At 65.9% G+C, this 14,410-nt stretch carries 16 protein-coding genes; 8 read left to right on the top strand and 8 right to left on the bottom strand.

What is annotated here, in order from left to right; translation table 11 throughout:
* Nucleotides 1–4 precede the first annotated feature (4 nt).
* Genes N2604_RS03675 through N2604_RS03685 form a run of 3 tightly spaced genes read right to left on the bottom strand, consistent with a single transcriptional unit; the run spans nucleotide 5 to nucleotide 1,501 of the window.
* Nucleotides 5–598 carry a TlpA disulfide reductase family protein gene (locus N2604_RS03675; protein WP_260373838.1) on the bottom strand — a complete coding sequence of 198 codons (594 nt, stop codon included), beginning with the start codon at nucleotides 596–598 and terminating at the stop codon, nucleotides 5–7.
* Nucleotides 591–1,052, bottom strand: coding sequence for a DsrE family protein (locus N2604_RS03680; protein WP_260373839.1), 462 nt, complete (start codon nucleotides 1,050–1,052; stop codon nucleotides 591–593). The genes N2604_RS03675 and N2604_RS03680 overlap by 8 nt, the downstream gene beginning before the upstream one ends.
* 20 nt (nucleotides 1,053–1,072) lie before the next feature.
* Entirely contained in the window at nucleotides 1,073–1,501 is a 429-nt protein-coding gene (locus N2604_RS03685) for a DoxX family protein (RefSeq protein WP_260373840.1), read from the bottom strand.
* 103 nt (nucleotides 1,502–1,604) lie between these two features.
* Here N2604_RS03685 and N2604_RS03690 point away from each other — a divergent pair, with 103 nt between their 5' ends.
* A complete protein-coding gene (locus N2604_RS03690; RefSeq protein ID WP_260373841.1) occupies nucleotides 1,605–2,489 on the top strand; it encodes a LysR family transcriptional regulator in 885 nt (294 codons plus the stop codon).
* Nucleotides 2,490–2,527: 38 nt separating this feature from the next.
* Here the strand turns inward: N2604_RS03690 and N2604_RS03695 are convergent, their stop codons facing one another.
* Complete coding sequence (locus N2604_RS03695) at nucleotides 2,528–3,253, bottom strand: alpha/beta fold hydrolase (RefSeq protein WP_260373842.1); 726 nt, start codon at nucleotides 3,251–3,253, stop codon at nucleotides 2,528–2,530.
* Between the two features lie 120 nt (nucleotides 3,254–3,373).
* Between N2604_RS03695 and N2604_RS03700 the strand changes: the two genes are divergently transcribed.
* Complete coding sequence (locus N2604_RS03700) at nucleotides 3,374–4,354, top strand: helix-turn-helix domain-containing protein (protein WP_260373843.1); 981 nt, start codon at nucleotides 3,374–3,376, stop codon at nucleotides 4,352–4,354.
* A gap of 280 nt (nucleotides 4,355–4,634) precedes the next feature.
* Here N2604_RS03700 and N2604_RS03705 read toward each other — a convergent pair whose 3' ends face one another.
* Nucleotides 4,635–5,780: an acyl-CoA dehydrogenase family protein gene (locus tag N2604_RS03705; protein WP_260373844.1), complete on the bottom strand. Its 1,146-nt coding sequence runs from the start codon at nucleotides 5,778–5,780 to the stop codon at nucleotides 4,635–4,637.
* Between the two features lie 126 nt (nucleotides 5,781–5,906).
* Between N2604_RS03705 and N2604_RS03710 the strand changes: the two genes are divergently transcribed.
* On the top strand, nucleotides 5,907–6,584 hold the full coding sequence (locus N2604_RS03710; RefSeq protein ID WP_260373845.1) for an alpha/beta family hydrolase: 678 nt from the start codon (nucleotides 5,907–5,909) through the stop codon (nucleotides 6,582–6,584).
* A 3-nt stretch (nucleotides 6,585–6,587) separates the two neighbouring features.
* Here the strand turns inward: N2604_RS03710 and N2604_RS03715 are convergent, their stop codons facing one another.
* Complete coding sequence (locus N2604_RS03715; RefSeq protein WP_260373846.1) at nucleotides 6,588–7,562, bottom strand: ketopantoate reductase family protein; 975 nt, start codon at nucleotides 7,560–7,562, stop codon at nucleotides 6,588–6,590.
* 151 nt (nucleotides 7,563–7,713) lie between these two features.
* Here N2604_RS03715 and N2604_RS03720 point away from each other — a divergent pair, with 151 nt between their 5' ends.
* On the top strand, nucleotides 7,714–8,517 hold the full coding sequence (locus N2604_RS03720; protein ID WP_260373848.1) for an enoyl-CoA hydratase-related protein: 804 nt from the start codon (nucleotides 7,714–7,716) through the stop codon (nucleotides 8,515–8,517).
* A gap of 3 nt (nucleotides 8,518–8,520) precedes the next feature.
* Here N2604_RS03720 and N2604_RS03725 read toward each other — a convergent pair whose 3' ends face one another.
* Complete coding sequence (locus tag N2604_RS03725; RefSeq protein ID WP_260373849.1) at nucleotides 8,521–8,793, bottom strand: hypothetical protein; 273 nt, start codon at nucleotides 8,791–8,793, stop codon at nucleotides 8,521–8,523.
* 112 nt (nucleotides 8,794–8,905) lie between these two features.
* Between N2604_RS03725 and N2604_RS03730 the strand changes: the two genes are divergently transcribed.
* From N2604_RS03730 to N2604_RS03745, 4 genes are all read left to right on the top strand, one after another.
* Complete coding sequence (locus N2604_RS03730) at nucleotides 8,906–10,273, top strand: FAD-dependent oxidoreductase (RefSeq protein ID WP_260373850.1); 1,368 nt, start codon at nucleotides 8,906–8,908, stop codon at nucleotides 10,271–10,273.
* Nucleotides 10,274–10,303: 30 nt separating this feature from the next.
* Nucleotides 10,304–11,308 (top strand): ABC transporter substrate-binding protein, encoded by a 1,005-nt coding sequence (locus N2604_RS03735; RefSeq protein WP_260373851.1) that lies wholly within the window; start codon nucleotides 10,304–10,306, stop codon nucleotides 11,306–11,308.
* 286 nt (nucleotides 11,309–11,594) lie between these two features.
* On the top strand, nucleotides 11,595–12,368 hold the full coding sequence (locus N2604_RS03740) for an ABC transporter ATP-binding protein (protein ID WP_260373852.1): 774 nt from the start codon (nucleotides 11,595–11,597) through the stop codon (nucleotides 12,366–12,368).
* The gene (locus N2604_RS03745; protein ID WP_260373853.1) at nucleotides 12,361–13,185 is read left to right on the top strand and encodes an ABC transporter permease; all 825 of its coding nucleotides are present in this window, start codon (nucleotides 12,361–12,363) and stop codon (nucleotides 13,183–13,185) included. Before N2604_RS03740 ends, N2604_RS03745 begins: the two co-directional genes overlap by 8 nt.
* 101 nt (nucleotides 13,186–13,286) lie before the next feature.
* On the opposite strand, the gene gtdA is transcribed toward N2604_RS03745, so the two are convergent.
* Nucleotides 13,287–14,327 carry a gentisate 1,2-dioxygenase gene (gtdA, locus tag N2604_RS03750; protein ID WP_260373854.1) on the bottom strand — a complete coding sequence of 347 codons (1,041 nt, stop codon included), beginning with the start codon at nucleotides 14,325–14,327 and terminating at the stop codon, nucleotides 13,287–13,289.
* Nucleotides 14,328–14,410: the final 83 nt, after the last annotated feature.

The raw sequence follows: 14,410 nt of genomic DNA on the forward strand, positions 1-14,410 counted from the left end.
GGCACTAACCCTGCTCGCGATAGAATTGCAGGAGCTGGGCGCCCGCCGGCGAGAGCCAGTCGGGCGCCCCAGTGATGTAGCCTTCGACGCGGCCGCTCGTTCCGACCAGATAGGTGATGGGCATGCCGACGAGCGAGAACATCGCGGTCGATGCTTCGGCCGCCGCGCCGTAGGCATCGACATAGCAGGCGGGGTTCTGCACGGCGAGGCCGCCGAGAAATGCGCGGATCTTGCGCAGGTCTTTGGTGTCCGTGCAGATCGCGACGATGTCGAGCCGGTCGGGCCGCGATCCCGCAAGGCGTGCGAGCATGGGCAGATCGAGCTTGCAGGCCGCGCACCAGGTCGCCCAGAAGTTCACCAAAGTGATGCGGCCCGGCTTCGCCGCCACGGTGACGTCCTTGCCGTGCACGTCCTGGAGCCTGAGCTGTGGCATCAATGCGCGCGGGCGGACCACCGTGAACTGGCTGCGGCCGGCCTCGAACACAGGCGGCCAGCTGTCCCGCGCGCGGCCGGCGTGCGGGACAGTGAGAGAGGCTGCCGCGGCCATCAGGATCGATCGCCGCGACAGCGTAACGCCTTCGCGTGCCGCATCACGCATGGATATAGGCCCAGCCCTTCAGTTGCAGATCGACGACGCGACCGATGCCGAATGGGACGAGGCTCGCGCCTGATATCAGCGGGATCGAGATCTGCTCCTTGGCTTCGGCGATCGCCTTTGACGAGGCGCACATGCTGTAGGTGAGATTGGGCAGCGATTGCCGCAGCGTCGCGAGCGGCTCGACCAGCGGCGTCTTGTCGGCGCGGAAGACGTCGATGCCCTTGCCGTTGGCGACGACCTCGATCAGCAGTCGCGCGCCCCTGTCGGCAAAATGCTTGGAGAGGTTGGCCGAGTAGCTGATCGCGTGCCCCATGACATAGGGCTCGTTGCTGTCGATCAGGATCACGACGGCCTCAGTGAGGCGGTCCTCCTTGCCGGCGGCCGCGCCGCCGGCCGTGAGGATCGCGGTGCCGGCGAGCAGGCCCCTGCGGGACCATCGGGTGGCAGAGATCATGGCGACGGCGCTCCTGCCGGTCAGAACTGCCGCGGCGTGATCGGGGCCTTGCTGTTGCGTCCCCACAGCACGAACAGGCTGAGTACCAACAGGACCACATTGAGCGGCGTCACCGCGCCCTCGCCGCGCGAGAGGTGGAACAAGAGCGCAATCACCTGCAGCACCGAGCAGCCGAGCGCAGCGAGCACCGTCAGCCGCGGCAGGATCCGCGTCAGGGCCGGCAGCAGGATGCCGATGCCGCCGGCGAGATCGACCAGCGCGATGGAGCGAACGAACGTTTCGGAATACTGGCCGGCCCACGGCATCATCGCGGCCAGCTGGGGGATCGGCGTGGTCAGCTTGACGAACCCCGCTGAGATGAAGACGAAGGCAAGGACGATTTGGGCGGCCCAGAGGCCGATACGAAGGGCCCGGCCCGGGGTGGCGGTCTCGACGGTGGTTGTGGACATGGTGGTTCTCCAGGATGTGAGGGTTGCCACCATTTGATGGTTTCTCCGTTTTTGATCATTATATGTTCTGGGAGTAGTTCCTTTCCTGGATGTTGATGATCTCATGGATTCCTTGGTCAGCATGAGGGTGTTTTGCCTGGTCGCGGAGCTGAAGAGCTTTGCGGCTGCGGCGCAGCGCCTGCGCATCTCCCCCGCCATGGCGAGCAAGCATGTGATGCAGCTCGAGAAGCGGCTGGCCACGCGGCTGCTCAACCGGACCAGCCGGCGCGTCAGCCTGAGCGAGAGCGGTGCGCTCTACTTCGAGCAGGCCCGGCAGATGCTGGATTCGCTCGACGAGGTCGAGGCCGCCGTCAGCAAGGCGAGCGTCGTGCCGCGCGGCACGCTGCGGCTGACCGCGCCGGTGTGGATGGCGAATGCGATCTTCGCGGGCGTGCTCGCAGACTATCAGGCGCGCTATCCGGAGGTGCGCCTCGACATCGATCTCAGCGGGCGCCTCGTCAATCTGGTCGAGGAGGGTTTTGATCTCGCCTTGCGCGCGACGGGCGCACCCGATGAGGCGCTGATCGCGCGCCCGATCACCAGCGTCCCGTTCCACCTGGTGGCCACCCCCGCCTTCCTCAAACGCGCGGGCCGACCGAAGACGTTCGCCGATCTCTCCGGCCAGCCCCTGTTGCACTACGCGCTCTATCCGGGCGAGAGCTTCTCCTTGAACACGAACGGCACGGTCGAGACCGTCAAGCTCAACCCGGTGCTGCGCAGCGGCAACGAAACGCTGCTCCACATGGCCGCGCTGGAAGGCATGGGCTTCGCCTTCCTGCCGAAATGGCTGGTCACCGACGACATCGCCGCTGGACGTCTCATGCACATCCTGCCTGACGTGGTCATCTTCGAGGGCCGGCTGTTCGCGGTCTATCCAAGCCGCAAATATCTCTCCGCGAAGGTGCGGACCTTCATCGACTTCGTCGCCGCAGACAAGCGGATGAGGTAGCGCCTTACGGCACCGCGAGATCGGCAGCGTGGAGGCTGTCAGTCGCGTCCCGCCTCCATGATGGCCTTGGCGAGGTGTACCGGATCGGAGAAGCAAAGCTCGTGGCTTCCCGGCACCTGTACCAGGCGGAACAGGCCGAGCTTCTCCGACAGGCGCGGATGCCAGCCATGGCTGTGCGGCAGCGCGGTATCCTCGGTGCAGTTGATGTAGGATTTGGCCAGCGGCATCTCGGCCGGATTGCTCTTGAGCGCGATCTTGTCGGTGAAGGTCGCCAGCGGATGCGCATTGAGCACGTCATAAGCGCGCTGCGCCGTCTCCAGATCGGCATCGTTGATGAAGGCCTCGCGCCAGATCGGGAAGGGCAGCACCACCGAGCCGTCGCCGCGCTCGGCCGCGATGGCGTCGAACAGTCCGATATAGTGCGGCGGCACCATGTCGTTGAGGCATTCGCCGTTGTTGGGCACGAAAGCATTCCAGTAGACCAGGCGGCGGATGCGCTCCGGCACGAGGTCGGCGACCCCCGTGATGACCATGCCGCCATAGGAATGGCCGAGCAGGACGACGTCCGTCAGATTGTTCTCGGCAAGGTAGTCGGCGATCGACTGGATCGCTTCCTTCAGGCCGGTCGTCTTGGCATCGCCCGGACGGTTGCCCTTGATGGTGGGGGTATGGACCTGATGGCCGGCTGCGCGGATCGGCGCGGCGACCGGCTCGAGCTCGGCACCTGTGTGCCAGGCGCCATGGACGAGAACGTAGGTCGACATGTTGTGGCTCCTCCCGAGGGTGTGGTTAGATCGGCGCAGTGTCGCCGCACGGCAAGTGTGGACCCGCGAGCGATTTGCCGCTTGGCTGGAAGTGAACCGTATTGGTCTCGGAGTGAACCGATGCAGCAGATCGAGCGCCCCGTTCCGTCACGCCACTCGGCCTGGAATATGGTGGGCGTGCGGCCCCATGAGCAATTCGCCTATTATCGCGAGGCAATCTGCCAGGCTTTCATGAATCTGACGCCGGAGCCGGCGGTCGCCGCCGGCTTCCCCGCCCGCGTCGAGCACGTCCGTCTCGGTGACGCCGCGATCAACCGCGTCAGCTTCCCCGAGCATGTGGTGCGCCGTTCCGCGGCCGATATTGCGGCGTCCGATCGCAGCTGCTTCTACCTCAACTTGAAGCTGGCCGGCCGCTGCCGCATCCAGCAGGACGGTCGCGAGATCAGCCTGTCGCCTGGACAGGTCGGCATCTTCGACAGCGATCGCCAGTTCGCGCTCCTGCACGATCGTGGTCCGCAGTTGCGCGTCGCCTCGTTCTGGGTGCCGGCAGAGGCCTTGCGTGAACGGCTGCCGGCTTCGTTCGACGTCGTTGCGGCACGCCTCTCCGACGATCCCGTCGTGGGCCACCTCATCGTCGAGACCGCGCGCACGCTCAGCGAGGGCGCGCTGCAGATGAGCGAAGACGAAGGTGTTCGGCTGTTCCGGGCGTTGATCGAATTGGTTGCCGTGAGCCTGTCGCGAGGCAGCCGCCTGCACGCCGCTGAAACCGAGAGTCTCGCCGATGCAACCACGCTGGCGGTGAAGCGTGCCATTTACCGGCGGCTCCGCCGGCCGGGTCTTGCGGTCGCGGACATCGCCGACGCCGTCGGCATCAGCGAGCGCTACGTGCACAAGCTGCTGGCGCGATCGGGCTCCAGCTTCACCGACTACGTCATCGACCATCGTCTCGACGGCGCGGCCAGGGATCTCAGGAATCCCGCGATGGCGGAGCGCGCGATCGGCGCCATCGCGTTCGATTGGGGTTTTTCGGACCTGTCCCATTTCACCCGCCGCTTCAAGCAGCGCTTCGGCTGCCGGCCGCGCGACTGGCGCACGCGGTGAGGGAAACTGCGCGGCGACTCGCTTGATGCGCCTCACCCCGTTCTTATGGCAGGGCTTGCATTTGAGAGCCTTTCCCTGCGGCCATCCTTCGAGACGCCCGCTTGAGGCGGGCTCCTCAGAGGACGGAGTGCGCGGCCGCAGTTTCAACGGGCACTGACGCTGATTAGCCTCATCCTGAGGAGGCGCGTCAGCGCCGTCTCGAAGGACGAGGCGTGTGCGCAGGTCGCCGCCGCAAGTCATATGCGATTGTCGTGCCGCAAGCGGGGCGAGGTGAAGCGCCTCACAGCGACCTCGCGATCAACAGCTTCATGATCTCGTTGGTGCCGCCATAGATCTTCTGGATGCGGGAATCGATGAAGATGCGCGAGATCGGGTATTCCTGCATGTAGCCGTAGCCGCCGAACAGCTGCAGGCATTCGTCGGCGGTCACGACCTGCTTCTCCGAGCACCAATACTTCGCCATCGAGGCCGTGACGGTGTCGAGATCCTTTGCGACCAGGCGCTCGATGCACCAATCGACGAAGACGCGCGCGATCATCGCCTCGGTCTTGCGCTCGGCCAGCGTGAAGGCTGTGTTCTGGAAATCCATCAGCGGCTTGCCGAACGCCTTCCGCTCCTTGGCGTAGTCGGTGGTGAGCTTGACCGCGCGCTCCATCGAGGCGACCGCGCCGACCGCGAGCGCAAGGCGCTCCTGCGGCAATTGCTGCATCAGCTGGACAAAACCCTGGCCCTCCTCCTTGCCGAGCAGGTTTTCCGGCGGCACCGCCACGTTGTCGAAAAACAGCTCCGAGGTGTCGGAGGCGTGCAGGCCGATCTTGTCCAGGTTACGCCCGCGCTTGTAGCCGTCCGCGCCCGCGGTCTCGACCACGATCAGCGAAATGCCTTTTGCGCCGGCTTCGCCGGTGCGTGCGACCACGATGACGAGATCGGCGGCCTGGCCGTTGGTGATGAACGTCTTCTGGCCGTTGATGACGTAGGAATTGCCCTGCTTCTTCGCCGTGGTCTTGACCGCCTGCAGGTCCGAGCCGGTCCCGGGCTCGGTCATGGCGATGGCGCCGACCATCTCGCCGGAGGCCATCTTCGGCAGCCAGCGCTTCTTCTGCTCCTCCGAGCCGTAATTGAGGATGTAATGCGCGACGATGGCGCTGTGCACGGAGACGCCGGTGGTCAGCTCCGGCACCGTGCTCTCGAGATCGTCGAGCACGGCGGCGTCATAGGCGAAGGTGGCGCCGAGACCGCCATATTCCTCCGGCACGCTCGCGAGCAGCGCGCCCATCTCGCCGAGCCCGCGCCAGGCGAAGCGGTCGACCATCTTCTGCTCGCGCCATTTCTCGGCATGCGGCGCCAGGTCCTTGGTGAGATATTTGCGGAACTGGTCGCGGAAGACGTCGAGCTCTTCGGTCATCCAGGAGGAGCGGTAGGGCATGATTACCTCGGTTGATGCGGCGTTCCGGCTTGGTAAGCCAGCGAACCGCGGCAATTATTGTGTTTTCAGGCTGCGCCGGTGACGCTACCAAGACGGCCGTAACGGCGTCTATCGGGGTGTCTGATTGTGGCGACCAAAACGGAAGAGCTCAAGCTCGGCATCGGGCGTATCGGCACGGTCTCGGCGATCCTGACGCAGCCGACCCATGCGCGCGCCTGCTACGTCCTGGCGCACGGCGCCGGCGCAGACATGCGGCATGCGTTCATGGAGAAGGTCGCAGCCGGCCTTGCCCAGCGCGGCATCGCGACGTTACGCTTCAATTTTCCCTACATGGAGGAGAAGAAGGGACGTCCTGACCCGCCCGCAATCGCACACGCGAGCGTCCGCGTAGCTGTCGCGGAGGCGGCGCGGCTCTGCCCCGGGCTGAAGCTTGTCGCCGGTGGGAAATCGTTCGGCGGTCGCATGACCTCGCAGGCACAGTCGAAGTCGCCGCTCCCCGACGTCAAAGGGCTCGTCTTCCTCGGCTTTCCGCTCCATGCCGCCAAGAAGCCGTCGAGCGAGCGTGCCGAGCACCTCGCTGCAATCGCCATCCCCATGCTGTTCCTGCAGGGCACGCGCGACGAGCTTGCCGATCTCGCCCATCTCAAGCCTGTCATCGAGCAGCTAGGGCGCAAGGCGACGCTGCATGAGATCGCAGGCGGCGACCATTCGTTCGCGGTGCTCAAGAAATCCGGCCGGACCAATGACGAGGCGCTCACTGAGGTGCTGGACGCGCTCGCAGCCTGGACAGACGCGCTCGCCTGAGCCTCACGCGGAATAAAGCCCCTTGTCGCGCGCCTTCTGGATGGCGAGTGCGGCGATCAGGTCGAGCGTCGGTGTGGACAGGCCGGCGGTGCGCGCGAAGGCCTGGGGCGCCTTCACCAGCACGTCGATCTCCATGGCGCGGCCGAGCTCGTAATCCTGCAGCAGCGACGGCTTGTGGTTGGGGGCAGGGCCGCTGCGCGTGGCGCGCTTGACCTCGGGAATGAAGTATTGGGCGATCTCGTTGGCCTCGTTCAGCATGCGCGGAATCACCTCCGTGAAGGCGGGATCGTCGCGCACGCCGCGCGCCGTCTGGCCGGTGAGCAGGCACAACACCGACAGCGACATGTTGGTCAGCAGCTTTGACCAGATCGCCTCGCGGATCTCGGCGATTGGCGGCGATTCCAGCCGCGCATCGTTGAAGACCCCGCGCAGCCTGGTGATGCGCTCGCAATTGCGGTCGTCGCACTCGCCGATCAGGAGGCGATTGCGGTCCGGCGTCAGGTTCTGCACCACGCCGGGCGCGACGACCTCGTTGGAGGAGAAGATCACGCCGCCGACGATCCGCTCCTTCGGGATGCAGGCGCGCAGGCGCCCCCCGGGATCGAGGAATGAAATGTCGGGCGGGGCGGGGTGCCGCGGCGGCAGGCCGATGCCGTACCACCAGGGAATGCCGTTCTGCGCAAACACGATCGCGGTGTCGTCCTGGAGCAGCGGCTTGATGCTGGAAACCAGCCCCTGAAGCGCCGTCGCCTTCAAGGTCGAGATCACGACGTCCTGCGGGCCGAGCTGGGCCGGATCGCCTGACGCGTTCACCTTGGCGCCGACCTCGGAATCGCCGACGCGCAGCTTGAGGCCATTGGCGCGGGCCGCCTCCAGATGCGCCCCTCGCATCACGCAGCTGACCTCATGGCCGGCGCGCGCCAGCCGTACCGCAATGTGGCTGCCGACGGCGCCTGCGCCGAAAATGCAGATGCGCATATTGATATCCCGTATCCATCCCGTGGTGTCGCCCGATGCCAGCATGACACAAGCCGCCATGCGATGGACGCGGCCGCCCTACGCCGGAAAGATATGGATCAGGGCACGCGCCCTCGGCCATAGTGCGCGGCAAACAACCGGAGGACCGCCGATGAGTACCAGCCCCGTCCTGTGGAGCCTCGATGAACGCGGGGTTGCGACCGTCACGTTGAACCGGCCGGAGGTCAACAATGCCTATGACGGCGCGCTGATCTCAGGCGTGCTCGCGGCCATGGACGACCTCGGCAGGAAGCCCAATTTGCGCGTCGTCGTGCTCCGGGGCAACGGCAAGCACTTCCAGGCCGGCGCCGACCTCAAATGGATCAACGGCGTGCGGCCGCAATCGAGCGAAGCGAACGAGGCGGCCTCGCGGGCGACGTTCGAAGCCGTGCAGCGGTTCAACACTTTGCCGATCCCCATTGTCGCGCTGGTGCAGGGCGGCTGCTTCGGGGGCGGTACCGGCGTCATCGCCGCTTGCGACGTCGTGATTGCCGCCGACAACGCCCTGTTCTCGATCACCGAGGTGCGCTGGGGCCTGACCGCGGCGATCATCATCCCGCAGCTCTGCGATGCCATCGGTGTCCGCCAGGTCCGCCGCTACGCGCTCACCGGCGAACGCTTCGGCGCAGAAGATGCCCGGCGCATCGGCCTCGTTCACGAGGTGGTGCCGCTCGCCGATCTCGAGGCCGCAGGTGCCAAGGTGGTCGAGCAGCTGCTCGCCAACGGACCGGAGGCGATGGCCGAGACCAAGCGGCTTGCGCTGGAGAGTTCGTTCGGCGGCATGGCCGTGGACGATGCCGCCTACACCCGGCTCGTGCAGCTGCATGCGCTCAAGCGCCAGAGCGCGGAGGCGGCCGAAGGGCTGGCCTCGTTCGCCGAGAAGCGGGCGGCGAAGTGGGGTGGTGGCAAAGGTTAGCCGTCAGCAGCCGCGGCAGATGTTGTTGATGCTGCGATAGACCGCATCGTCGTCCTGACGCGATTGGCGCAGCGTTTCGAGCGCCTTGCCCTCGTCGGTCGCAGGTGCAGGCTTGCGCTTCGCCGCAAGTTCTTCCTCCTGCCGCTTGTAGCAGGCCTCGCGGTCGGGCTTGGCCTGGATGAAGCGGCAGTTTTGCTCCAGGGCCGCGGCGGGGATGGCCGAGAGCGCGAGGGCAGTAAGAGCGGCGAAGCAGTACTTGACGACGATCGAATTCATGGCCGCACTTGTCTCAGGTTCACCGGTGGCGAGCAACCGCGATCTTGCGGGCATGAGGACCGCCGGCTAATTCGAGATCCAGTTCGAACCGGATTCCGGGAAGGAACGCACCATGCCGCCCACGACGATCGAAGAACCGGCACGACAAGTGCCGCTCTACGGCGAATATGAAGTCGTCGTGCTCGGCGGCGGCCCCGCCGGCATCGTGGCGGCGGCCGCGGCGGCGCGCGCGGGGCGAAAGACGCTGCTGATCGAACGCTATGGCTTTCTCGGCGGCATGGGCACCGCGGCCGGTGTCACCAATTTCTGCGGCCTGCACGGCAATGTCCATGGCGAGCACCGGCGGCTGGTGCAGGGTCTGGCGTCGGAGCTGCTGGCGCGGATCGATCGCTTGAACGGCCTCAACGCGCCGCATCTGATCCTGGGCAAGGTGTTTGCCCAGGCCTATGACACTGCCGCCTACAAGATCGCGGCCGACGAGCTGCTCGCCAGCCACAGGGTGAATATCCTGTTCCACGCGCTCGGCGCCGGCGTCGTCATGGCCGATGAGCGCCGCATCGACGCGATGCTGGTCGAGACCAAGGCCGGCAGGCAGGCGGTGCGCGCGGAGATCTTCATCGACTGCTCCGGCGACGGCGATCTCGCCGTGTGGGCCGGCGCGCCGTTCGAGATCGGCGACGAGCACGGCCATCCGCTCTACCCCTCGATGATGCTGCGTCTCAACGGCATCGATCCCGCCAAGGCCGGCGAGGCCTGGCGCACCATTCCGCAATTGATGGAAAAGGCGGTCGCGGCCGGCACCCACACATTCCCGCGCAAGAGCGCGATCGTGCGGCCACAGAAATCCGGCATCGAATGGCGGGTGAACTTCACCCAGGTGGCGCGCGAGGACGGTCATGCCATCAACGGAATCGAGCCCGACGATCTCACCCGCGGCGAGATCGAGGGCCGCAAGCAGGCGCTCGCCGCCTACGAATTCCTGCGCAGCGCGGTGCCGGGGTTCGAAAAGTCCTACATCGTCGACCTGCCGCCACAGCTCGGCATTCGCGAGACCCGCCGCATCAGAGGTGGCTACCAGCTCAGCGGCGAGGACGTGCTGGGCTGTGCCTCGTTCGCAGATTCCATCGGTGTCAACGGCTGGCCGATCGAGGCCCATGTGCCCGGTGACGTCGTCTTCACCTTCCCGCCGATCCCGGAATCGCGCGGCTATAACGAGCTGCCTTACCGGATGCTGGTCCCTGAAGGCGTCGACAATCTCCTGGTCGCCGGCCGCTGTGCCTCGATGACCCACGAGGGCCAGTCGGCCGCGCGGGTCTCCGGTGCCTGCTTCGCGATGGGTGAGGCCGCCGGTTCCGCCGCGGCGCTGGCGCTGTCCGGAAACCGGATTCCACGCGAAATCCCCATTGAAAAATTGCAGGAAACGTTGAAACAACAGGGCGCCTTCATCGGACGGGACCAGGCGGTGCCCGAAGGCCTGTAACGCACTGCAAGACAAAGCGGAGGAAACGGGATGATCGGGATTGCGCGGCTCGCGGTAGCGGGCCTGATGGCGATCATGGCAATGGGCACGGCGCGGGCCGAAGATGCGCTGAAAGCCAGGATCGGCGTGCTCCGCCTGTCTTCGTCGGCGCCGGTCTTCATCGCGCTGGACAAGGGCTATTTCCGTGAGGCCGGCTTGGAGGTCGAGCTGAAGTTCTTCGACGCAGCGCAGCCGATTGCGGTCGCCACCACCTCGGGCGACGTCGATTTCGGCGTCACCGCCTTCACCGCCGGGCTCTACAACCTCGCCGGCAAGGGCACGCTGAAGGTGATCGGCGGCATGAGCCGTGAGAAGCCCGGCTATCCCCTGATCGGCTATTTCGCCAGCAACAACGCCTATGCGAGCGGTCTGAAGACGCCGAAGGACCTCGCGGGCAAGCGCGTGGCGATGACGCAGGTTGGCTCCTCCTTCCACTATTCGCTCGGCCTGCTCGCCGACAAATACGGCTTCAAGCTGGCGGACGTGAAGATCGTGCCGCTGCAATCGCTGTCGAATGCCGCCGCTGCGCTCAAGGGCGAGACCGTCGATGCCGCGTTGCTCCCCATCTCGACTGCGCGAAAGCTGATGGACGAGGGCGGCGCGAAATTCCTGGGCTGGGTCGGCGACGAGACGCCCTGGCAGCTGGGCGCGGTGTTCGCATCGCCGAAGACGCTGGCCAACAAGGCGCTGGTGGCGAAAGTCCTCGGCGTGCTCGCGAAAGCCGACCGCGAATATCACGACGTCATCCTCACTGCGATGAAGGACGGCGTCGCCCCGATCAACGACAAGACCAAGCCGCTCCTGGAGATCATCGCCAAGTACACCAACCTGCCGGTCGAGCAGGTGGTCGGCAACTGCGCCTACATCGATCCCGAGGGCAGGCTCGACGTGAAGAACGTCGACAACCAGATCAAATGGCTGCAGGAGCAGGGCTTTGCCGACAAGGGCTTTGATGCGGATGCGATCATCGCCAAGGAATTCGTGAAGGCGGATTGATGCTGATGGTGCAGTCTCTCGCAACTAGCGATCTGCCACCCTCCCCTGGAGGGGGAGGGTCGATCGCGCCGGCGATGCGCAGCATCGCTCGGAGCGAGCGGGGTGGGGTGAGCTACGGCGGCGGTTTGTCCGTCGTTTGCTCCGACTACTGGCGGAAAGTTCGAGGGCAGGCATTGTCAGCATCCGCGCCGATAGACCGTCACCCCACCCCGGTTTGCATTTCGCTTCGCTGCATGCGAACCGACCCTCCCCCTCCAGGGGAGGGTGAAGACCGCAGGTCCGTCGCATGGACCTGATCGCCAGCCACATCACCCATCGCTTCGGCGATCTCGCCGTGCTCGACGACGTCTCGTTCACCGTCGGGGCGGGCGAGGTGGTGGCGATCGTCGGGCCCTCCGGCTGCGGCAAGAGCACGCTGCTGTCGATCCTCGGCGGCCTCTTGCAGCCGACCTCGGGCGCGCCGGAGCTGCGCGGGGCGCCGCCGGCGGACAGTCTCAATCCGCTGACCTTCGTGTTCCAGGATTTCGCGCTGCTGCCCTGGGCGACGGTGGAGGAGAATGTCGAATTCCCGCTGCTGCACACCCAGCTCTCGGCCGCGCAGCGCCGCGCGCTGGTCGAGGATGCGCTGCGCCGTACCGGCCTCACCGATTTTCGCCAGACCTATCCCAAGCAGCTCTCAGGCGGCATGCGCCAGCGCGTCGGCATCTCGCGCGCGCTTGCGGTGAGGCCCGCGATCCTCTTGATGGACGAGCCGCTGTCGGCGCTGGATTCGCAGACCCGCGAGCTCTTGATGGAGGATTTCATCCGCCTGCTCGCCGATGGCGGCATGGGCGCGGTCTATGTGACACACAACCTCGAAGAGGCGGTGCGGCTTGCCGACCGCATCGTGGTGCTGTCGAGGCGGCCCGGCCGCATCCGCGAGGTCGTGACCGTGCCGATGACGCGCGCGGCGCGCGGCGAAGCCGCGGCGCGCGAAAAACTGCTGGCGCTGCAGAATCAGATCTGGTCGCTGATCCGCAACGAGGCGATCGACGCCGAGCGCGAGGTCCAGCATGCTTGACCGCGCGGCAACGGACACGACGGCCAAGAACGAACCGACGCGGCCCGTCCACTTTCGCGGCGCGGGCTTCGTGCCTGCGTCGAGCCGGTTTGGCGGCTGGATCGCGCTCGGCCTCGTCATCGCGGTCTGGCAGGCCGCCGGCAGCGCCGGCCTCGTCAATGCGCTGTTTCTGCCGACTCCTGCCGCAATTGTCCGCGCGATCTATCAGCTCGCCGTTTCCGGCGCACTCTGGCAGCACCTTTCGGCCTCGCTGCTGCGGATCGGCGTCGGCTGGCTCGTGGGAACGGCGGCCGGAATCGCCGTCGGCTTCGCCATCGGCCTGTCGCGGCTCGCGCGGAGCGTCGGCATCACCTTCATCTCGGCGCTGTTTCCGATCCCGAAGATCGCACTGCTGCCCCTGCTGATTCTCTGGCTCGGCATCGGCGAAGAGCCGAAGATCGCGACCATTGCGTTAGGGGTGTTCTTCTCGACCGCGATCTCGGTCTATAGCGGCGTCGATGCCGTACCGCGCAACCTGATCCGCATGGCGCAGAGCTTCAACGTTCCCTTCGCCACCATCGTGCGCAAGGTGATCTGGCCGGGCGCACTGCCGGCGATTCTCGCTGGCTTCCGCATCACCGCCTCCGTCGCGCTCCTGCTGGTCGTCAGCGCCGAGATGATCGGCGCCCAATATGGCATCGGTGCCTTCGTGCTGCAGGCCGGCAATCTGATGCAGACCGATCAGCTGCTCGCGGGTGTGGTGATCCTGTCGGTGTTCGGCCTTGCGGTGGGGAAGTTGATCGGCTGGCTGGAGATGCGGCTGTTGCACTGGCGGTAGCGGCAGTCACAACCGTCGTCCCGGGCAAGCGTAAGCGCAGACCCGGGACCCATATGTGGACGCCCCGTGGCACAAGAGCTTTTGTGGGCCACCGCCTCGCCTCACGCGTTCCCGCGATCTTCCCGAAACAGATCCAGCTTCTGCTGCACCGGCCGATCCGAGAAGCTGAACAGCACGGAGTCCTCGTCCGCCTCGTGCGTGACCCAGTGCCAGCTCGGCACCACGAACAGATCGCGCGGGCCCCATTCGAAGACGCTGTCGCCGATGCGGCTGCGGCCACGGCCCTCGATCGGGCAGAACACGGTGGCATCGGTCGAACGATAGCGCGCGGTGGTAAAACCCTTGGGCAGCAGCTGGATGAAGGTGCCGATGGTCGGCATTGCGAAATCGCCGGTCTCGGGGTTGCTGAACTTCAGCTTGAGGCCGTGGCAGGCGTCCCATTCCTGGCTCGTCCTGGCCTTCTCCAGCGCCTCGCGCGTGTAGGCGTAGGGATAGCTGAAGATGGGCGAGGTCTTCGAGCTCCGCTTCGTGTCGACCGGCAGCAGATTGTGGCCATAGCGGGCAAAGCTGTCGCCCGCGGGCTTGGTGATCTTCTGCTGATCCTCCTTCGCGCCTTCGGCAAAGGAGCAGTCGAAGAACTGCACCAGCGGGATGTCGAGGCCGTCGAGCCAGAACATCGGCTGATCGGTTTCGTTGGAATGATCGTGCCAGGTCATCGACGGCGTGATGATGAAGTCGCCCGGCTCCATCGCGGTGCGCTCGCCGTCCACCGCGGTGTGGGCGCCCTTGCCTTCGAGCACGAAGCGCAGCGCCGACTGGCTGTGGCGGTGCGCCGGCGCGACGTCGCCGGGCACCACCATCTGCACGCCGGCATAGAGCGAGGTCGTGATCTTGGATTGTCCGCGCAGTCCCGGGTTCTCCAGCACCAGCACGCGCCGCTCGGCCTCCTTGGCCGTGATCAGCTTGCCGGCTTCAAGCATGTAGTTGCGGATGACGTCGAACTTCCAGAGGTGCGGCCGGCAGGCGCTTTTCGGCTCCGGCGTGATCAGGTCGCTCATCACCGTCCACAGCGCGGTGAGATTCTCGCCGTCGATCTTCCTGTAGAACGCCTCGCGTTCCGGCGTCTTGGTCACGGCTTCCATGGTTGCGGCTCCCGATCGTTTGTTGATTGACAGTATACTGAGGATCTAGCTAGCGTCAATGTGACGGACAACGTAGAAGGTCG

Origin of the sequence: Bradyrhizobium sp. CB1015, assembly GCF_025200925.1 — a bacterium.
Lineage (GTDB): Bacteria > Pseudomonadota > Alphaproteobacteria > Rhizobiales > Xanthobacteraceae > Bradyrhizobium.